Source organism: Rhodopseudomonas palustris BisB18, from assembly GCF_000013745.1.
GTDB lineage: Bacteria > Pseudomonadota > Alphaproteobacteria > Rhizobiales > Xanthobacteraceae > Rhodopseudomonas_A > Rhodopseudomonas_A palustris_F.
In genome coordinates this window covers 1,662,887-1,681,225 of the sequence record NC_007925.1, presented here as the reverse complement: position 1 = coordinate 1,681,225, position 18,339 = coordinate 1,662,887, and the positions used below count along the sequence as shown (strand labels likewise).

The window sequence follows — 18,339 nt, the reverse complement described above, 5'->3', positions numbered from 1 at the left end:
CTGTACCGATGTCCCCGGACCAACATGAACGTTCAGACCTGGTTGCATGACGACCCGGCGCCGGACAAAGCGCGGGAATTCGAGGCGATCCGTTGTCCGGCGTGCACGCAGACGCATTTCATCGATCGCGCCACCGGCAAGCTGCTCGGCGACACCGCCTCGTAGCCGCCCTCGCAGACCTGCCGCGGCCGCCGATGGATCGGTGCGCGGGCTATTCCGGGGCCGAGCATCGGGATGACCTAGATCAATTCGCTCAACAAACCGCTGAAGTATCCTTTTTCATATGTGGCACATGATCGATACAGCCCCGTACGATCAAGATCTGGAACTGGCGGTCATCGATGATGACGGGCCACATGCCTTGGTATTTCCGTGTCGGCGATCGAAAGACGGCTGGGCCGAGGCCAAGAGCGGCAAACCCGTCGAGGTTCACCCGACGCATTGGCGGGAGTGGCGGCATTTGGCGTACGACTGATCGGCAGCCGCTCGGTTACGAAGCATCCTTGCCGGCGTCGATCTTGCTCGCATCGGTCTCGGCGGTGTCGGTTTCGATGGCGTCGGTCTTGGTCGCGGTGGGCTTGGTCGCGGTGGGCTTGGTCGCGGTGGGCTTGGTCGGCGGGGTCTTGGTCAGCTCGGTTTTGGCCGCGCTGTTCAGCCGCGCCAGCGTCGCTTCCTCTTCGGACAGCAAGCGCAGGATGGTTCGCCGCTTGGTTTCGTCCAGGTCGGTCTTCAAGAGCTTCTGATAATGCTCGATGTTCAACCTGGCGACGCTCTTATCCATTTCGGAGCCCTTGGTCGTTCAGGCCGCAGCTTGCCGCCGTGCGGAACTCCAACGTTGCTGGACCCCGCTTCTGTCGACGATCGCGCGGCTGCCGTCAGGACACGCCGATCGCTAATTCGCGCTATGGCTCGGCCGGCTCTTTGATTTCGCCGGAGCGGTTCGAGGGGTGTCGGCGCTGCGCACGTCGCCCCAAGGATCGGAGGACGCCTTGACGTCCGGGATCTTCCTCAAGGAATCCTTGTAGGCCTTTTCGGTAATCCTGTCCTGCTCGATCTCCTCGGGCGTCTTGCTCTTCAGTTCCGGGATCAGGTTGACGTTCGGGGTTTGCGCCTCGGCCGTCCCCGCCAGCAACAGCAGCATCGCCGCCGCGCGCCAGGCCGGCGCGCCCATGATCGAATCGACGCGTGCTCGCCAGCCCCGGGGCCGCCCAACTTTCCGATCTCGCATGATGTCCCCTAAAGATGATCCGACTTGCAGGATTTCGGCGATTGCAGCCAATCATCCCAGATCGGGCCGCATTTGGTGCAGCCGTCGAGAACGAGCGTCATCGCCAGCAAGCCTAGAGCAATCACCGAACGTCTGAACATGCCGCCCCCACTTTGCCGGCGATCTTAGGCCGGCGAGCATGATCTTTTCAAGCCGTGCCGGCGCACCCCTCCGGCCCGGCCAGCCGACCGCCCCCGCTTCAGGTTCCACGACCGTCCGTCGACGCCTGCCTGAAAGATCATCCGCAATCAAGACGCGAGAGCAGGACGACGCCGCGCGGCAACCTCGTGCTGCTCTAGGCCGGGGCGATGTCGGCCTTCAGCTCGGCCGCGACCTGACGGATCGCGCCGGCCAGTTGCTCGGCCGGCTGCGCGCCGGACACCGCATACTTGCCGGCGAACACGAAGGTCGGCACCCCGGAAATGCCCTTGTCGGCGGCGTCCTTGGCCTGCGTCGCAATCAGCGCGACGTCCTCGTCGCTGGCCAGCCGCCGCCGCACCGCGTCGCCGTCGAGGCCGCAATCGGCCGCGGCCTTCACCAGCACTTCGATGTCGGTGAGATCGCCGCCGTCGCGAAAATACAATTCCATCAACCGCTGCTTCATCGCCGCCGATTTGTCGCCGGACGGGTCAAGCTCAGCCCAATGAATCAAGCGGTGGCAATCGATGGTGTTGGGCTGGCGCCGCACCAGCTCCGGCCGATACGCCAGCCCCTCCGCCGCCGCGGCCTCGGCCACGCGGCCGGCGATCGCCTTGTAGGCCTCCACCGAGCCGAATTTGGCGGTGAGATAGCTGTCGCGATCGACGCCTTCGCGCGGCACCCCTGGATTGAGGAAGAACGGCCGCCAACGCGTTTCCACCGCGACCTCCGGCACCAGGGCCAGCGCGGCCTCCAGCCGGTGCTTGCCGATGTAGCACCACGGGCACACCACGTCGGAGACGATGTCGATCTGCAGCGGCTTGGCACTCATCCGATTGTCCTTGGTGACCGTTGGCAACAGATAGGCGCTCGCTCAGATCGGGCAAGGTCCGCGGATCGCCGCACGGAACGAACCTTTCATGCACCGCGACGCCGCAACCGCCCGCCGCGATGGCGGGTGCGAGAGCATCCCGGGCGCAGCCGATCGCAGCGCCGGTGGACCAACAGCATCGCATCGCTACAATAAGGCCGCGCCATCGCCAACGGCGCCTTGCAGCCAGCCAGACAGGATCCAAGCGTGACCGAGCTCGACGTCGTGGTCCAGGAGATCGCCGAGGAGATCGCGGCGCGCAGCGACCGCGGCAGCGTCGCCCACTACATTCCCGAGCTCGCCAAAGTGGACCCCGCCGGGTTCGGGCTGGTGGTGATCGATGCCGACGGCCATGTCGCGGCCGGCGGCGACGCCGACACCGCGTTCTCGATCCAGAGCATCTCGAAAGTGTTCACGCTGACGCTGGCGCTCGGCAAGATCGGCGACCGGCTGTGGCAGCGGGTCGGCCGCGAACCGTCCGGCAGCCCGTTCAATTCGATCGTGCAGCTGGAATTCGAGCGCGGCATTCCGCGCAATCCGTTCATCAACGCCGGCGCGATCGCGGTGACCGACGTGATCCTGTCCGGCCATCAGCCGCGCGAGGCGCTCGGCGAAATCCTGCGTTTCATGCGGTTCCTCACCGGCGATCCGACGATCGCGATCGACCAGGCGGTGGCGGCCTCCGAGCAGCGCACCGGGTTTCGCAACGCCGCGCTCGCCAACTACATGAAATCGTTCGGCGTGCTCGACAACCCGGTCGACTACACGCTCGGCGTGTACTTCCATCATTGCGCGATCGCGATGTCGTGCCGGCAATTGGCGCTGGCCGGGCGATATCTGGCGCATTCCGGACGCAATCCTTCGACCGGACACTCTGTGGTGTCGCCCGGCCGGGCGCGGCGCATCAACGCGGTGATGCTGACCTGCGGGCACTACGACGGCTCCGGCGAATTCGCCTATCGGGTCGGATTGCCCGGCAAGAGCGGGGTCGGCGGCGGCGTGCTGGCGATCGCGCCGGGCAAGGCCTCGATCGCGGCGTGGTCGCCGGGGCTCGACGCCTCGGGCAATTCGCATCTCGGCCGCGTCGCGCTGGAAGCGCTGAGCAAGCGGATGGGCTGGTCGATCTTCGGGGTGTAGCATGGCGGTCGATAGCTCGCCGCGCCGCGCGGATCGCACCGCGGCGATCACCGCGCAAATAGCAACCGCCAAATAGCAAAAGGGCCGCGACGCGAATGGTCCCGGCCCTCATGGTGACGATGTGCGCGTTCGGTTGCGCTTGGTGACAGGGCCGCCGCACGCATCAGATATCGGTGCCAGGGTTGGACTCCTGGATCGCCGCGTCGTGATACCAGGCCCCGCCGGTGGCGCGCGGCGGCCGCGTGGCGACCATCGGCGCGGTCTCTCCGCGTGCATTCGCCACGATCCGCTCCCGGAGCGGGAACTGATAGATCTTGGCTGAGGTGCGCTCGATCAACTTGTCCATTCTGTCTCCTTTGCTCTCGTCATGACGCGTCGGACATAGTAACAGCAGTTGCACGTCGATTGCGCCGTTGCTTCGTATAAAGCAGGCCTTTGCGAACAATATGAGCATCGGCCCTGCCTGCACGTCGCATCGGCAGCGGTTCCTTGACCAACGCCGCGGCATCGCTCCGGTTCATTGTAAAATCCTCCGCCGATCAGATTAACGATCCGTGTTCGCTACAACTTTGATCAGTTGCGCGGCGATTGCTGCAAAACAGGCCAACCGCAGAGGTTTCGTGTCGTCGGCACGGCGCGCGCGAGCAGACGCTTGCCGCGGCAGCCGCCGCCGACCACCGGACGAGTGCCGCGGAACTCGCCGCGCCGAGCCTCCTCGCCGCGCCTGGCACGGTCCGTGCTTAGGGTCTTGCGCGTGCTGGGTGGTCTTTGTGACGGCCGGCACCACAAGGGATCGACGTCCCGCTCGCATCGTCAACGCAACGAGAGACCCATGACAAAGTACAAGCTCGAGTACATCTGGCTCGACGGCTACACGCCCGTACCCAATCTGCGCGGCAAGACGCAGATCAAGGAGTTCGACAGTTTTCCTTCGCTCGATGAACTCCCGCTGTGGGGCTTCGACGGCTCCTCCACCATGCAGGCGGAGGGCAGGAGTTCGGATTGCGTGCTGAAGCCGGTGCGGGTGTTTCCCGACGGCGCGCGCAAGAACGGCGTGCTGGTGATGTGCGAAGTGATGATGCCGGACGGCGTCACCCCGCACGCCTCCAACAAGCGCGCCACCATCCTCGACGACGAAGGCGCCTGGTTCGGCTTCGAGCAGGAGTATTTCTTCTACAAGGACGGCCGGCCGCTCGGCTTCCCGGAGGCCGGCTATCCGGCGCCGCAGGGCCCGTACTACACCGGGGTCGGCTACAAGAACGTCGGCGCCGTGGCGCGCCAGATCGTCGAGGAGCATCTCGACCTCTGCCTGATCGCCGGCATCAACCATGAAGGCATCAACGCCGAAGTGGCGAAGGGCCAATGGGAGTTCCAGATCTTCGGCAAGGGTTCCAAGCGCGCCGCCGACGAGATGTGGATGGCCCGCTATCTGATGCAGCGATTGACCGAGACATACGGCATAGACATCGAATATCATTGCAAGCCGCTCGGCGACACCGACTGGAACGGCTCCGGTATGCACGCCAACTTCTCCACCGCGTTCATGCGCGAGACCGGCGGCAAGGCGTATTTCGAACAGCTGATGGACGCGTTCAAGCACGCCTGCGAGGATCACATCGCGGTGTACGGCCCGGACAACCACATGCGGCTGACCGGCAAGCACGAAACCGCGGCGATCCACGAATTCAGCTACGGCGTCGCCGACCGCGGCGCCTCGATCCGGGTGCCGCACTCCTTCGTCAACAACGGCTACAAGGGCTACCTGGAAGACCGCCGTCCGAACTCGCAAGGCGACCCCTACCAGATCGCCTCGCAGATCCTGAAGACCATCGCCTCGGTGCCCGCCGTGGCGGCGGCAGCGGCGTGATATTGCGTTGCGGCCCGGGCGCGCTCGGGCCGCAACGCCTCGCCGCCATCAGGCTGTCATCCCGGGGCACGAGCAGCGAAGCTGCGAGTGAACCCGGGATCCATAACCCCTGCAGGGGATATATGGATCCCGGGCTTGCTCGTTCTGACGAACTCGCATCCGGAATGACGCTACGTTGCGGAGAGAAGTATCCGAGCCACGAAACGGGCTCTCAATCGAACAAACTCTAGGCGTCGGCGCGCTTGGCCTTCGACGCCGCTTTCGCCTTCGACTTGCCCGTCGCGGGCTTCTCGGCGGTCTTGGCTTTCGCGACCTTGGCACCCTTGGTCTTGACGGCCTTGCCTCCGGCCTTCGCCTTGGCTTTTTCAGACTTGGCTTTTTCAGACTTGGCTTTTTCAGACTTGGCTTTCGCCGGCTTGGCCTTCGCGGGCGTCTTCGCAGCCTTGCCGTTCAAGACCTTGCCGTTCAAGACCTTGCCGTTTGAAGCCTTCGCCTTGAGCTTATCCGCCTTGGCCTGCTGCTTCAGCTTCTCGGCCTTCTTCTCGGCCCTGGCCTCGGCGGCCTTCTTCTTGCGCTTCTTTTCGCAGGCGTCGCATTTGCAGCCGATCGGCTTCAGATATTCTTTGAAGTAATCGGTGCCGTAATCGTAGTTGATCTCCTCGCCGGGCTCGATGTTCTTGATGGCGCGGATCACGATCTTCTTCTTGCGCGGATTGACGTCGGATTCCGCGTTCGGCTTGCAGGCGTGGTTGATGTAGCGGGCGATGTTCTTGCGCACCGAGCCGTCGATGGTCCAGCGCTTGTTGAGCTGGAACAGATATTTGTTTTCGATGGCGTCGTGTTTTTTCTTGTTGCAGTCCAAGAGCGGGCCGAAATAGCGGATGATCTTGCTGCCCTTCTTGATCGGCCTGGTGGCGAACAGGCCGAGGCCGGTCTTGGAGCGGCCGATGCGGTAGGGCTTGGAAGCGGGAATGGCGGGCATGATCGGAAGGCACTGACGCTGGTGAGAAGGGGCCGACGAAGCCGCTGTTTTAGTGCGATTCCGCGCGCCATGGCAGTCTTTTCATGCCGTTGGGGCGATCCGTCCCCAGCTTGCCGGCGGCGGCTCACAGCGGCGGCCGCACCGTGGATTTCAGCATCGCCACGAACAGCGTCTCCGGATCGCTGCCTTCGGGCAGCAGGCTCATCAGCTCGGCGAGCCGGCCGTCGAGCAGCAGCGTGGTGTAGCCGTGCACCAACGACCAGGCCCGCACGACCTCCGCCGCCTGCTCCAGCGACAGCGCCTGCGGCGCCGCCGGATCGCCGCTGCGGTGCTGAGGCGCAATGCCGATCGCCCCGGTCAATCCGGCGAACGCCGCCTCCGCGGCCTCGCGCAGCGCCGGCCTGCGCATATCGAGCCGCTCGGTGCGGAACATCAGCAGATACATCGCCGGATGGGCGCGGGCATAGGCCAGATAGGCCAGCGCGCGGCGCAGCGCCTTCTCCAGCGGCGCGCCGTCGCCCGCGCCGGCCGCCGCCATCGCGGCGTTGAAGCGCTGAAACCCGATCGCCGCGAGGTCGCTGACGAGACCCGCGAGGTCGCCGAAATGATGCGTCGGGGCGGCGTGCGACACGCCCGCCTCACGCGCCACCGCGCGCAGCGTCAGCCCGGCCAAGCCGTCGCGCTGCAGCAGGGTTTCGGCCGCCGCGAGCAACGCGTCGCGCAGCGCGCCGTGATGATAGGGCGTCGCCGCTTGGGTCGGCTTGGCGGCCCGCTTCGCGCCGGGTTTCGCCCCCGGCTTGCGCGGCCGCGGCGCGGCGCGGAGGGTTGCGGGTTTGCTCGCTTTGGCTGTCTTGGCCGGTTTGCCCATGACGCTTTCTAGATCACGATTTTGACAGCGTAAAGATTGCGCCTTGACCGGAACCGGCGCGCTGCTAGCCTATTTAGACGATGTAAAGATAAACTGAGGGAGTCCGCGATGCCGCTCGCCGAAGCGATCGTCCCTGTGCGCGACAATCTCGCGCCGATCTTTGTCGAATACGATCAGACCGATCTGCTGGTCGAAGGCGAATTGCCGCGCGAATTGAACGGCACGCTGTATCGCAACGGCGCCAATCCGCAGTTTCCCACGGCCGGCTCGCACTGGTTCTTCGGCGACGGCATGCTGCACGCGTTTCATCTCGAGAACGGCCGCGCCAGCTATCGCAACCGCTGGGTCCGCACGCCGAAATGGCTGGCCGAGCACGACGCCGGCAAAGCGCTATTCGGCGGCTTCAACCGCAAGCTTGCCGGCGTGGCGAAGTCGGTAACCAGCGACGGCGGCGTCGCCAACACCAACGTTTTGTACCACGCCGGCAAATTGCTGGCGCTGGAGGAAGGCCATCCGCCGACCGAAATCGAGCGCGATACGCTGGCGACCCGTGGCTATTGCGATTACGGCGGCGCGATCGGCGGGCCGTTCACCGCGCATCCGAAGATCGATCCGGTGACCGGCGAAATGCTGTTCTTCGGCTACAACGCCACCGGGCTCCTCACCGCCGGGATGTCGGTCGGTTCGATCGACCGCGCCGGCAAAGTCACGCGGTTCGATCGCTTCAAATCGCCCTATGCGGCGATGGTGCACGATTTCATCGTCACCGAGCGGCACATCCTGTTTCCGATCCTGCCGCTGACCGGCAGCCTGTGGCGGGCGATGCGCGGCAAGCCGCCTTATGCCTGGGAGCCCGGCAAGGGCTCCTACGTCGGCGTGATGAAGCGCGACGGCAAGACCCGCGACATCGTCTGGTTTCGCAGCGAGGCCTGCTTCGTGTTCCACGTCATGAACGCCTGGGAAGACGGCGACCGCATCGAAGCCAACGTCATGCAATCCGAACAGGTGCCGCTGTTCACCGATGTCGACGGCAAGCCGACCGACCCGGAAAAATCCCGCGCCAGGCTGTGCCGCTGGAGCTTCGACCTCAGCGGCAACACCGACCGCTTCACCCGCCGCTATCTCGACGACGTCACCGGCGAATTCCCGCGCATCGACGAGCGCCGCTTGGGCTTGCGCAGCCGCCACGGCTGGTACGCCTGCGCCGATCCGGCGCTGCCGATCGGGCTGTCGCTGGCCGGCCTGGTCCATGTCGACGGCGACGGCGCCCGCCGCGGCCACTACATGCTGCCGGTCGCCGACAGCGTGTCGGAGCCGGTGTTCGTACCGCGCAGCAAGGACGCCGCCGAGGGTGACGGCTGGTTGCTGGTGGTGATCTGGCGCGGCCGCGAGAACCGCAGCGACCTCGCGGTGTTCAACGCCACCGACATCGACCAAGGACCGATCGCGCTGGTCAAGCTCGACCACCGCGTGCCGGACGGTTTTCACGGCAATTGGGTGGCGGCGGAGTAGTGCGCTGTCGCAATTCATCGCAGCGTGCCCCGGACGCAGCGCAGCGCGTCGCATTTGCGGCGTGGTGCGCTGCGAGCCGGGGCCGTTACGGAACGCGGCGCTTGCAACGGTCCCGGCTCGCCTCGCAGCGCAACAGCGCTGCTCGGCGTCCGGGACACGGTGTCCTCTAAGGCCGGGATCGTTCGCAGCTATCGCCGCTCGCGCCCCGGGAGGGCGTCTAACTACATGCCTCGCGGCAGGGCTTGCGCGTCGCGAAGCAGCGCCACGCCGACGCTCTGATCGAGCGGCATCGAAAGCGTCGGCGCGTGCTCGGCGTCGCCCTCGTAGCTGGCGGTGAGCGCGCGCCAACCCGGCGCCAAGGCCGAGGTGGTGAACCGCGCGGTGCCGGAACTATCGAGCGCGAGATGCGCGGCGAGCACTGCGTCGCCGTCGCGCAACGTCACGAATCCTTTCGCCGCCGCGGTCTTGCCGGTGACGGTGACGCAGAGCGTCACCACCTCGCCCGGCGAGATCGGATTTTGCGACGACGACAGCAGCACCCGCGGCTTTGCCAGCACGCTGAGCTGCAACGGCGCGGATTGCCCCGGCTGCACGATCAGCGGCAGATAGTCCTGGCTGCCGCTGTAATCGGCACGGATCGCGTGCCGCCCCGGCGGCAGATCGCGCACGATGATCCGCGGCGAAGCGACGTCGGCCCAGCCCAGCACCGCCAGCGTGGTTTCGTCGATGAACTGGATGCTGCCGCCGGGCACGCCGCCGCCCTGCGGCGTGGTCACCGCGGCGGTAAGCGTGAACGGCTCATCGGCGGTGGCGGGGTTGGCCGACGACGTCAGCGTAACAAGCGTGGTTTCGGCGATGATGATCGACTGCGCATTGACCGCAGCGCCCGAGATCAGCAACAGGGGAACAACGAGAAGCGCCAGGCAATGACGACGCGACGCGGCACGCATGACCGGCCTCCTGTGAAAAGGGGCGATCCTTGACAGCGCATCCTCCGGCCGTGCGCGACAGTAGCAGAACTATCGCCGCAAACCATCTCCGCACGATGACGGAGGCGGATGCGGAGCATCGCCGACAGCGCGCCGATACCACTCCGCGAGCGCGGCAAAATCGCGCTTGTTGGCCTGCCCCGCGCCGTATTAAGAGGGGGCCCGCGCCCGGCCGTACCGGCTGCGTGAGGAGATAACAGGGAGAGAATTGATGGCCGTGGACGGCAACTGGAATATCGTCATGAACACGCCGATGGGCGACCGCCAGGCGACGCTGGTGCTGCAGAGCGCAGGCTCGACGCTGACCGGCACGCAATCCGCCGACGGTGATTCCGGCGCGATCTTCGACGGCACCGTGAACGGCGACGAGGTCGCCTGGAAGCTGTCGATCACCAACCCGATGCCGCTGACGCTGGCGTTCACCGGCAAGGTCTCCGGCGACGCCATCGAAGGCGAAATGGGCATCGGCCCGATGGGCTCGTTCCCGTTCAAGGGGACGCGGGCGTAGCTCCAGGCGCGCGCGAACCTCCGGCGTGCCCCAGACGAAAGTGCAGCGCGAAGCGCTGCGCTTTCAGAGCCGGGGCCGTTACGCACCTCGGCACTCGCTGCGGTGGGCGAAGGCAGCATCCGTAACGGTCCCGGTTCTGCGGAGCAGCGTGAAGAACGCTGCACCGCGACCGGGACACGAACGACGAGCGCGCCGCCCTCACCCCAGATTCAACTCCTTGAAAAAATCGTTGCCCTTGTCGTCGATGATGATGAAGGCCGGGAAGTCCCTAACTTCGATCCACCTCCGCCGTCATCCTGAGGCGCCGCCGAATGCCCGCGTAGCGGGCTTCGGCGGCCTCGAAGGATGGGCTGCGGGTTCGGAGCCAGCCGCGTCGCTCGCGGCCGCATCCTCATAGCCCTCGCTTCGCTCGGGCACCTCAGGATGACGGCGATAGAGTTGCGCGGTAGCGCGCCGCCCTCAGCCCAGATTTAACTCCTTGAAGAAGTCGTTGCCCTTGTCGTCGATGATGATGAAGGCGGGGAAGTCCTGCACCTCGATCCGCCAGATCGCCTCCATGCCAAGCTCGGGATATTCCACCAGCTCGACCTTCTTGATGCAGTGCTCGGCCAAGTTCGCCGCGGCGCCGCCGATCGAGCCGAGATAGAACCCGCCGTGCTTCTTGCAGGCCTCGCGCACCGCCACCGCGCGATTGCCCTTCGCCACCATCACCATCGAGCCGCCGGCCGCCTGGAACTGATCGACGAAGGAGTCCATCCGTCCCGCGGTGGTCGGGCCGAACGCGCCGGAGGCGTAGCCCTCGGGCGTTTTCGCCGGGCCGGCGTAATACACCGGATGGTTCTTGAAGTAGTCCGGCAGCGGCTCGCCGTTGTCCAGCCGCTCGCGCAGCTTGGCGTGCGCGGAATCCCGCGCGACGATCATGGTGCCGGAGAGCGACAGCCGGGTCTTGGTCGGATATTTGCTCAAGGTCGCGAGAATCTCTTGCATCGGCTGGTTGAGGTCGATCTGCACCACCTCGCCGCCGAGCGCCTGCTCGACTTCGGGCAGGAAGCGCGCCGGGTTGTGCTCGAGTTCTTCAAGATACACACCGTCCTTGGTGATCTTGCCGAGCACCTGGCGATCCGCCGAGCACGACACGCCAAGCCCGATCGGCAGCGAGGCGCCGTGGCGCGGCAGCCGGATCACCCGGACGTCGTGGCAGAAATACTTGCCGCCGAACTGCGCGCCGACCCCGAGCGACTGCGTCATCTTCAGGATCTCTTGCTCCATCTCCAGGTCGCGAAACCCGTTGCCGTTCTCGGAGCCATGGGTCGGCAGCGCATCGAGATATTTCGCCGACGCCAGCTTCACCGTCTTCATGCACAGTTCGGCCGAAGTGCCGCCGATCACGATCGCCAGATGATAGGGCGGGCACGCCGCGGTGCCGAGCGTCAGCACCTTCTCTTTCAGGAACGCCAGCAGCCGATCCTTGGTCAGCACCGACGGCGTCGCCTGGAACAGGAAGCTCTTATTGGCCGAGCCACCGCCCTTGGCCATGAACATGAATTTGTAGGCGTCATCGCCCTCGGCATAGATCTCGCACTGCGCCGGCATGTTGTTGGCGGTGTTCTTCTCTTCATACATCGACAAAGGCGCCACCTGCGAATAGCGCAGATTGCGGCGCAGATAGGCGTCGCGCGCGCCTTCGCTCAAAGCCGCCTCGTCGCTGCCGTCGGTGATGACGTTGAAGCCCTTCTTGCCCATGATGATCGCGGTGCCGGTGTCCTGGCACATCGGCAGCACGCCGCCGGCGGCGATATTGGCGTTCTTCAAGAAGTCCAATGCCACGAACTTGTCGTTCGGGCTGGCGTCGTTGTCGTCGAGGATGTTGCGCAGCTGCTGCAGATGCTGCGGCCGCAGATAATGGTTGATGTCGCCGAACGCGGCCTCCGACAGCGCCCGCAGCGCCTCGCGCTCCACCACCAGCATGGCACGCCCGAGCACGGTCTCGACCCGGACGCCCTCAGAGGTGATCTTGCGGTACGGCGTCTCGTCTTTGCCGAGCGGGAACAACGGGGTGTGCTTGTACGGCGGAACCGGGGTGGCGGCGGACGGGATCGGCGTGGGGGCGTTCATGGACTGGGCCTCGCGGGGAAATTTGGCACCCTGTCTAGGCGCATTTGGCACGGTTTTGAAGGGTTCAAAATCGCCGGCGGCGCCGGCTGCCCGCTCGGCGTGAACCGCCACGGTCTCCGTGCAGACCTATGCTCAACCGCCCGCGCCCGCCCAGGGCCGCGCGGCATTGCAGGAGGAGCCAGCCATGCCCAGCTTCAAACTTCCGCTGTCCGGCGACGTGGTGCAGAACATCAGCCCATGGACCGCCCTCATGAGCCCGATCGGCAACCAATTCGGCCTGATCAACATCACCCTCGGGCAATCCAGCGCGCCGCAGGTCGAACAAGAGGTACTCAGCGACATCGGCAGCTACGGCAAGCAGCTCGGCAAAATCGGTGACGCGTTGATCGTGCTATTGGCGCATCTGCCGGCCGACACCAGGCTGTCGCACGACGAGCGCAAGGTGATCGACGCGCTCGACGACATGCTGCAGAAGATCGCCGACGTCAAAGCCAAGCACAACCGCGCCGCTCACCGCCCGCGCCGGATTGCGTCGGCGGCTTGAGGCGGAAGCTACGCGCGCAGGATCGGGATTGAAGTTGTAGCCCGGATGAGCGCAGCGACATCCGGGGATAAGCCCCGCGCTTATTTGGCCCGCATCATTCGTCGCGCTTGCGATCTTGGGCGGCGTGAAGCACGGCCGTGACAATAATCGCGTCCTGAGCTCGATCGATTTCGTAAACGACTATGTAGGGCAGCCGTGGGACCACCCACTCGAGCGTTCCGGGAGCGCCGCCGGCATGCCCCATCGATGGAAATGAAATCAGCAGTTCGGTGCTACTGAAGAGGCGGTCAACCACGCTCTTTGCAATAATCGGGCTGTCTCGAGCGATCCACGCGAAGATGTCTTCGATATCGGCAAGCGCCTCATCGTCGAAGACCAGCTTCATTGGGTCGGCTAGCCGCCGAGCCGGGCAATTCGTTCGCGCGCGTCCTCGAGCGACACCAGCTTTCGCTCGGGATTGGCCCGCCGGCGGCGCACTTCTGCCACTTGGGCTTCCGTCAGACGCATCTCCCTCATGTGCTTCACATAATCGATCAATGCGCCGGCGGCGGCGTCTTGATCCGCGTCCGGGAGTTGTTCGATCTGGCGCAATGCCTGTTGAAGAAGCTCGGTCATAGATTCATCCTAACACATCCCGCTTCCGGCGCGAAGCCGCTCGCCCTCCCCCGCTTGCCTAACGCGCTGCGTCGCGCTTCACTCTGCGCGGGACTGAGGAGACCGCGTGATGCTATCGAGACGCTCGCCCGGCCGGATGCCGGCTGCCGCGCTGTTGCCCGCCGCGGCGCTGCTGGCGCTCGTGCTATACCCCGCCGCCGCCCGCGCCGACCGTTGCGACGACATCGCCCTGCAATTGAACAACCAGATCGACGGCGTGGTGATCGGCAAGACCCGCGCCAATTCGATCTATCTCAGCCATCCGGCCGCCGCCCAAGTCCGGCTCGGCTGCGCCAGCCGCAATGTCAGCAACGAATTGTCGGCGACCGCCGCTAGCCGCAAACCGTCGCCGGCGTTTCTGCAGTTCGTCGCCGGCGCCAGTGCGATCGTCTTCACCATCCCGAAGGCCGACACGCTGCGCGGCGCCAGCCGCTGCCTTGGCCGGCTCGGGCTGTTGCGCGGCGACGACGTCAAGACCCGCTATCGCCGGCTCGACATGCATTGCAGCCGGGGCACCAGTTCGGCGAGCATCACCATCGCGCGGGGCCGCGACGAATAGGCCTGCGCTGGGCGCATTGGTATTTGAGCGAAACCGCTGGCATATTGTTAACCACCGTGTCGCAACGCGTCGGATTGCGTCCAATTGTAAAAATGGATTCACCACTCGTTGGCGCCGGCGGCGCAGGCTGCGGCAACGAGACAATCGAAAGGACAGCCGATGAGTATTTCCAGCGTCACGGCGTCGCCGCCGCCGCCCCCACCGCCGCCGGTCGAAGCCAAGCCGGTCGCCAAGCCGGTCGAAGCGAAGGCCCCCGAGCCGGAGAACGACAACGCCAAGGACGATTCCCGTTCCGCGCCGCCGCCGCCGCCCGCGGCGCTGCCGCCGGGCCAAGGCACCCGCGTCGACATCATCGCCTGAACGGCGCGCACCGATGGTCAAGCCCCGCTCGCGCGGGGCTTTGGCGTTTCTGGGGGACGCTGTTCGCAACCAACACAGCCAGCAGGCAGGTGTCCCGGACGTCGAGCAGCGCACTTGCGCTGCGCGGCGAGCCGGGACCGTCTCAAGCGCTGCCGTCGGTACGGCCCCGGCTCTGCAGCGCGCCACGCCGCAAGAGCGACGCGCTGCGCTTTCGTCCGGGGCACGCATCCCGACGATCTCATCCACGGCGGCGGGCAAATGCTGCAATCGCCTACCGATTCAGCGCCTTGTAGTGGCGAAAGATGCCGTCCTCGTTGAAGGCGATGCGGCGGTCGCTTTCAAGATAGGCCGCGATGTTCGGCCGCGCCGCGACGCGGTCGTGCAGCGCGACCAGGCGCGGCACCTTGCGCTCGAAGCGCTGCATCCGGTTCGGAAACGCGTAGCGCAGGCCGTCGACGATCTGGAACAGCGACAGGTCGACATAGCTCACCCGCCGCCCGGTGAGATAGTTGCCGTCGCCGAGCAGCTTCTCGAAATAGCCGAGGAATTTCGGCACCCGCTCTTTCCAGAATTCCTCGCTGCGCTTCTTCGCCGCCGCGCGCTGATCCTCGTAGTACAACGTCACGCCGAGCGGATGATGGGTGTCGTGGATCTCCACCACGAGGTCGGCGACGGTGAGCTGCAATTGATGCAGCCACAGCCGTCCGGCTTCGGATTTCGGCGAAAGCCCATGGCGCGGCCCGAGATACTGCAGGATGTTGGCGACCTGGCCGATCAGCAGCGCCCCGGCTTTGAGAAACGGCGGCGCGAACGGCGGGGCGTCGCCGCTCTCCAGCAACTTGTTCATCGCCGCCATGCCGCCGCCTTCGCGCGCGACGTCGCGATAGTCGGCCCCGGCCTCCTCCAGCGCCAGGCGAACATATTCGCCGCGGCCCTGGATGCTCGGCCAGTAGTACAATTCATAACGCATCGCGCACCCTCCCTGCGAACGCGTCACGGCCGCGTCCGCTCGGCAGACGCCAACGCGCGCTGCGAAAATCAGTTCACCGCGAAGCAATACAGCAGCCCCTCGCCGCCGGTGCTTTTGAGGTCGGCCTGCGAGCAGCCGCCGTCGGCGCCGCGCGACGGATGCGCCGCGTTCCAGGATTTCGCGGTCGGCACCGAGGCCGGGCCGTTGACGTCGGAATGCCCGAGCATCGCCGCGCCTTGCACGCTGCTGGTCCAGTTCTGGCAGGTGCGGTCGGTGCCCGGCGGGAACGCGGTGCCGTCGGGCTGGCTGCCGGTGAGAATGTCGTGGCGGTTCGGCTGATCGCCGAAGCCGTTGATCACCCCGGCCTTCTCGTCGAGCGCGGTCTGCTTGGTGATGGCGTTGGCGCCGTGCAGCTCGGCGACGTCCTTGGCGATCACCACGCCCTTGGCGTTCTGCCACGGCCCGGTGCCGATGCGGTCCCGGGCGTTGATCGCCGGCTTGCCGTCGGCCTCCTGGGTCGACAGATACGCGTGCCAGGTGCGCACGCCGGCGGCGGTGACGCCGATGCCGGCCGCCTGCGCCAATTCCTGGCAATGATTGTCGGCGCCGGCGAGGCCGCCGAGATTGCCGCCATTGCCGATTCCAGCGCTGCTGACGAAGAAGCGGGTCTGCGGCGCCGGTTGCGCCTGCGCCGGCGCACCCGCAAGCAGCAGCGCCGCCGTCAGCGCGAGGCCGCTGCAGGCCATCGTCGTGTCGATCATCCTGGATTTCGCCGTCATCGCCCTCTCCGAATGGTTTGTCGCTCGCGCTGCGCGGCCAATCATCGACGCGCCGAGCCGCAGGTTATGCGACGCTGCGCCGGCCTGCGGACAAAAAAATGGCGCCACGGGTTTGCCGCGGCGCCATGATTTGGTTTCAGGCAGGCCTGGTTAGGCGGTCTGCTGGATCGCCGACAATTCCCATTCCGAGCCGCGGCGGCGGGCGAAGGTCCACACCTCGGTGGCCTCGGTCGGCTGCTCGCTGCCCTCGACGAGCTTGCCGGTGGCGGTGTCGATGGTCTTGTCGACCAGCGAGAACCGCATCGCCACGCTGGCGTAATCGGTTTCGCCTTCGCGCCAGGCTTCGGCGAGGTCGCCCTGCAAGAGCTTGACGTCGGACACCTTGTTCTCGACGCCGCGGGCCTTGTTGGCCGCGAGGTCGCCGCTGAAATACGACACCATCTCGGGGGTCGCCAGGGTGTGCAGGTGGCCGACATCGCCGTTCGACCAGGTGGTCTGGATCTCGCTGAGCAGCTTCTCGAACGCCTCGTAGTCGGCCGGGCCGATTTCCAAAGGCGCCGCGGTGGCGCCGATCCCGAAACCGGAACCGGTGCGATAGTTCTGCTGCGCGCCGGGGCCGACGTCAGGACCCGCGGCCGGGCCGGCATAAGCCGACGCCGATGCGGCGGCCGGAGCGGCGGCGTTGCGGCGCTGCCACCACGACATCGCCAGCTTGACCACGATGATGATCAGACCGATCTGCAGGATCAGGCCGATGATCGAGGAGATGCCGCCGAGGCCCGAGAACAGCCCGCCGCCGAACAGCATGCCGAGCAGGCCGGCGCCGAGGAAGCCGGCGGCGAGGCCGCCGAGCATGCCCATGCCGGGGCGGTTGAAGAAGCCGCCCTTGGCGGCGGCGCCTGCGGCCGGGGCCGCCATGCCGGGGCTGCCCGGCTGGGTCATGGTGCGGTTCATCGGCTGCGCCGCGCTGGGCGCGGTCGAGGTCGACGGCGGCGCCGAGAAGGTCCGCGAGCCGCGCGATCCCGAGCTGGAGCCGCCACCGATGCGGGCGTCGGCCGTTGAAGCGACGACGAGCATGGCCGGCAACGCCAGCGACATCACAACGGCGATGGCACCGACGAAGCCGCGGGTGCGTTGCACAAATTTCATGGTCTTTCCCTCAATTCCCCGATAGGGGGACGACGCCACTTAGATGGGCAAGTGCTGCCCGATTGGGAAGCCGTCATAATGCCTCAGGCCTGCGGCCCTCGGTCGCGGGGGGCGAATGGACTCCAATGAAAGCGAGAATTTCGTCTGCAAAACCTTTTTGTTCACTTTTTGTTCAGTAACAGGAGCGACCATTGACCGACACAATGAGTTGCTGAATCACCTTGATTACACGACTGACACGGGAGAACATTAATGATGCGCCTCAAAGTAGAACAAATCAGCGAAGGTTTGCATCCGAGCGAGACCATCGTGTCGATCAGAACTTCGAACGGCTCCGAACGTGTCGTCGTATCTACGCGATCGATCGTCGGAAACTCGATCCCTGTCGGCTGGCCCTTGGGGCAGACAGACGAAACGACTTTGATTGAACTGCCCCGGGAAACGGAGACGGGATCGTGGCGTGTCTGGGTGCCGTCTGACGAGCTTGTTCAGACAGAGGAGCGACTGCGGGCGTGATTCTAACCGATCGAGAAATCCAGATAGGGCTCACTCGAAAGCAGATCGTCATCGATCCAGCGCCTCAGTCCGACGCATATAGCTCGACGAGCGTGGACCTGACTCTGGATCCGGTCCTCACGCTCTTCGATGTCGGAGAAGAGTTTGTCAGGAAGGTCATCGACCCTACGCACGCAAAGTACAATATGGATCGTGCGCTGAAAGAACTAACCAAATCTCATACTATTGATTCAGCGACCGGCTTTGATCTCGTTCCCCGCCATCTCATCCTTGGCTGGACGCGGGAGTATGTTCGTCTACCAATCGACGCCCGTTTGGCCGCAAGGGTAGAGGGAAAAAGCTCTCTGGCAAGGATGGGTATCGGCGTTCATATTACTGCCCCAACGATTCATGCCGGATTCGAAGGGCAAATAAGGCTGGAGATTCTGAACCACGGGCATCTTCCCATTACCCTTCGGCCAGACATGAAGATTTGCCAACTGATTTTTGAACAAACCCTGGGCACGCCGCAGAAGGGCTATCAAGGTCAGTTCTCCGGACAAGCCGCTAGGTAG

24 protein-coding genes are annotated in these 18,339 nt (G+C 65.3%); 10 read left to right on the top strand and 14 right to left on the bottom strand.

What is annotated here, in order from left to right; genetic code table 11:
- The first annotated feature begins 24 nt into the window (after positions 1 to 24).
- Positions 25 to 165 carry a hypothetical protein gene (locus RPC_RS26455; protein WP_167532043.1) on the top strand — a complete coding sequence of 47 codons (141 nt, stop codon included), beginning with the start codon at positions 25 to 27 and terminating at the stop codon, positions 163 to 165.
- A gap of 325 nt (positions 166 to 490) precedes the next feature.
- Here RPC_RS26455 and RPC_RS07770 read toward each other — a convergent pair whose 3' ends face one another.
- From RPC_RS07770 to RPC_RS07755, 3 genes are all read right to left on the bottom strand, one after another.
- A complete protein-coding gene (locus tag RPC_RS07770) occupies positions 491 to 781 on the bottom strand; it encodes a hypothetical protein (RefSeq protein ID WP_011472011.1) in 291 nt (96 codons plus the stop codon).
- A 111-nt stretch (positions 782 to 892) separates the two neighbouring features.
- Positions 893 to 1,171 (bottom strand): hypothetical protein, encoded by a 279-nt coding sequence (locus RPC_RS07765; protein WP_041801529.1) that lies wholly within the window; start codon positions 1,169 to 1,171, stop codon positions 893 to 895.
- Between the two features lie 391 nt (positions 1,172 to 1,562).
- Positions 1,563 to 2,237, bottom strand: coding sequence for a DsbA family oxidoreductase (locus RPC_RS07755; protein ID WP_011472009.1), 675 nt, complete (start codon positions 2,235 to 2,237; stop codon positions 1,563 to 1,565).
- Positions 2,238 to 2,483: 246 nt separating this feature from the next.
- Between RPC_RS07755 and RPC_RS07750 the strand changes: the two genes are divergently transcribed.
- Positions 2,484 to 3,413, top strand: coding sequence for a glutaminase (locus RPC_RS07750; RefSeq protein WP_011472008.1), 930 nt, complete (start codon positions 2,484 to 2,486; stop codon positions 3,411 to 3,413).
- A gap of 163 nt (positions 3,414 to 3,576) precedes the next feature.
- Here the strand turns inward: RPC_RS07750 and RPC_RS26450 are convergent, their stop codons facing one another.
- Complete coding sequence (locus RPC_RS26450) at positions 3,577 to 3,759, bottom strand: DUF2735 domain-containing protein (RefSeq protein ID WP_041801525.1); 183 nt, start codon at positions 3,757 to 3,759, stop codon at positions 3,577 to 3,579.
- Positions 3,760 to 4,245: 486 nt separating this feature from the next.
- On the opposite strand from RPC_RS26450, the gene RPC_RS07740 reads away from it, so the two are divergent.
- On the top strand, positions 4,246 to 5,280 hold the full coding sequence (locus RPC_RS07740; protein WP_041801523.1) for a glutamine synthetase beta-grasp domain-containing protein: 1,035 nt from the start codon (positions 4,246 to 4,248) through the stop codon (positions 5,278 to 5,280).
- Positions 5,281 to 5,506: 226 nt separating this feature from the next.
- Here RPC_RS07740 and RPC_RS07735 read toward each other — a convergent pair whose 3' ends face one another.
- The gene (locus tag RPC_RS07735; protein WP_011472005.1) at positions 5,507 to 6,262 is read right to left on the bottom strand and encodes an SET domain-containing protein; all 756 of its coding nucleotides are present in this window, start codon (positions 6,260 to 6,262) and stop codon (positions 5,507 to 5,509) included.
- Between the two features lie 124 nt (positions 6,263 to 6,386).
- A complete protein-coding gene (locus RPC_RS07730; RefSeq protein ID WP_011472004.1) occupies positions 6,387 to 7,130 on the bottom strand; it encodes a WHG domain-containing protein in 744 nt (247 codons plus the stop codon).
- Positions 7,131 to 7,238: 108 nt separating this feature from the next.
- Here RPC_RS07730 and RPC_RS07725 point away from each other — a divergent pair, with 108 nt between their 5' ends.
- Positions 7,239 to 8,642, top strand: a complete 1,404-nt coding sequence (locus RPC_RS07725) for a carotenoid oxygenase family protein (protein WP_011472003.1) — start codon at positions 7,239 to 7,241, stop codon at positions 8,640 to 8,642.
- A gap of 221 nt (positions 8,643 to 8,863) precedes the next feature.
- Here RPC_RS07725 and RPC_RS07720 read toward each other — a convergent pair whose 3' ends face one another.
- Positions 8,864 to 9,592 (bottom strand): Ig-like domain-containing protein, encoded by a 729-nt coding sequence (locus tag RPC_RS07720; protein WP_011472002.1) that lies wholly within the window; start codon positions 9,590 to 9,592, stop codon positions 8,864 to 8,866.
- Between the two features lie 250 nt (positions 9,593 to 9,842).
- Here RPC_RS07720 and RPC_RS07715 point away from each other — a divergent pair, with 250 nt between their 5' ends.
- Positions 9,843 to 10,139: a hypothetical protein gene (locus tag RPC_RS07715; RefSeq protein ID WP_011472001.1), complete on the top strand. Its 297-nt coding sequence runs from the start codon at positions 9,843 to 9,845 to the stop codon at positions 10,137 to 10,139.
- Between the two features lie 198 nt (positions 10,140 to 10,337).
- On the opposite strand, the gene RPC_RS26030 is transcribed toward RPC_RS07715, so the two are convergent.
- Both RPC_RS26030 and RPC_RS07710 read right to left on the bottom strand, forming a co-directional pair.
- On the bottom strand, positions 10,338 to 10,418 hold the full coding sequence (locus RPC_RS26030) for a fumarate hydratase C-terminal domain-containing protein (RefSeq protein ID WP_157043305.1): 81 nt from the start codon (positions 10,416 to 10,418) through the stop codon (positions 10,338 to 10,340).
- 180 nt (positions 10,419 to 10,598) lie between these two features.
- Positions 10,599 to 12,254 (bottom strand): fumarate hydratase, encoded by a 1,656-nt coding sequence (locus RPC_RS07710; protein ID WP_011472000.1) that lies wholly within the window; start codon positions 12,252 to 12,254, stop codon positions 10,599 to 10,601.
- Positions 12,255 to 12,438: 184 nt separating this feature from the next.
- Here RPC_RS07710 and RPC_RS07705 point away from each other — a divergent pair, with 184 nt between their 5' ends.
- Positions 12,439 to 12,798 carry a hypothetical protein gene (locus RPC_RS07705; protein ID WP_011471999.1) on the top strand — a complete coding sequence of 120 codons (360 nt, stop codon included), beginning with the start codon at positions 12,439 to 12,441 and terminating at the stop codon, positions 12,796 to 12,798.
- A 94-nt stretch (positions 12,799 to 12,892) separates the two neighbouring features.
- Here the strand turns inward: RPC_RS07705 and RPC_RS07700 are convergent, their stop codons facing one another.
- Together RPC_RS07700 and RPC_RS07695 are read right to left on the bottom strand one after the other, a co-directional pair.
- Entirely contained in the window at positions 12,893 to 13,183 is a 291-nt protein-coding gene (locus tag RPC_RS07700; protein ID WP_011471998.1) for a type II toxin-antitoxin system RelE/ParE family toxin, read from the bottom strand.
- 8 nt (positions 13,184 to 13,191) lie between these two features.
- Complete coding sequence (locus tag RPC_RS07695; protein ID WP_041801521.1) at positions 13,192 to 13,413, bottom strand: hypothetical protein; 222 nt, start codon at positions 13,411 to 13,413, stop codon at positions 13,192 to 13,194.
- Positions 13,414 to 13,522: 109 nt separating this feature from the next.
- Here RPC_RS07695 and RPC_RS07690 point away from each other — a divergent pair, with 109 nt between their 5' ends.
- A complete protein-coding gene (locus tag RPC_RS07690) occupies positions 13,523 to 14,011 on the top strand; it encodes a hypothetical protein (RefSeq protein WP_011471997.1) in 489 nt (162 codons plus the stop codon).
- A gap of 159 nt (positions 14,012 to 14,170) precedes the next feature.
- On the top strand, positions 14,171 to 14,371 hold the full coding sequence (locus RPC_RS07685) for a hypothetical protein (protein WP_011471996.1): 201 nt from the start codon (positions 14,171 to 14,173) through the stop codon (positions 14,369 to 14,371).
- A gap of 271 nt (positions 14,372 to 14,642) precedes the next feature.
- Here the strand turns inward: RPC_RS07685 and RPC_RS07680 are convergent, their stop codons facing one another.
- The 3 genes from RPC_RS07680 to RPC_RS07670 form a co-directional block, all read right to left on the bottom strand.
- Positions 14,643 to 15,341, bottom strand: a complete 699-nt coding sequence (locus RPC_RS07680; RefSeq protein ID WP_011471995.1) for a glutathione S-transferase family protein — start codon at positions 15,339 to 15,341, stop codon at positions 14,643 to 14,645.
- Positions 15,342 to 15,409: 68 nt separating this feature from the next.
- On the bottom strand, positions 15,410 to 16,087 hold the full coding sequence (locus RPC_RS07675; protein WP_041802570.1) for a hypothetical protein: 678 nt from the start codon (positions 16,085 to 16,087) through the stop codon (positions 15,410 to 15,412).
- Between the two features lie 183 nt (positions 16,088 to 16,270).
- Positions 16,271 to 17,269 (bottom strand): Tim44 domain-containing protein, encoded by a 999-nt coding sequence (locus RPC_RS07670; protein ID WP_011471993.1) that lies wholly within the window; start codon positions 17,267 to 17,269, stop codon positions 16,271 to 16,273.
- A gap of 252 nt (positions 17,270 to 17,521) precedes the next feature.
- Between RPC_RS07670 and RPC_RS07665 the strand changes: the two genes are divergently transcribed.
- On the top strand, positions 17,522 to 17,785 hold the full coding sequence (locus tag RPC_RS07665) for a hypothetical protein (protein ID WP_041801518.1): 264 nt from the start codon (positions 17,522 to 17,524) through the stop codon (positions 17,783 to 17,785).
- The gene (dcd, locus tag RPC_RS07660; RefSeq protein WP_011471992.1) at positions 17,782 to 18,339 is read left to right on the top strand and encodes a dCTP deaminase; all 558 of its coding nucleotides are present in this window, start codon (positions 17,782 to 17,784) and stop codon (positions 18,337 to 18,339) included. Before RPC_RS07665 ends, dcd begins: the two co-directional genes overlap by 4 nt.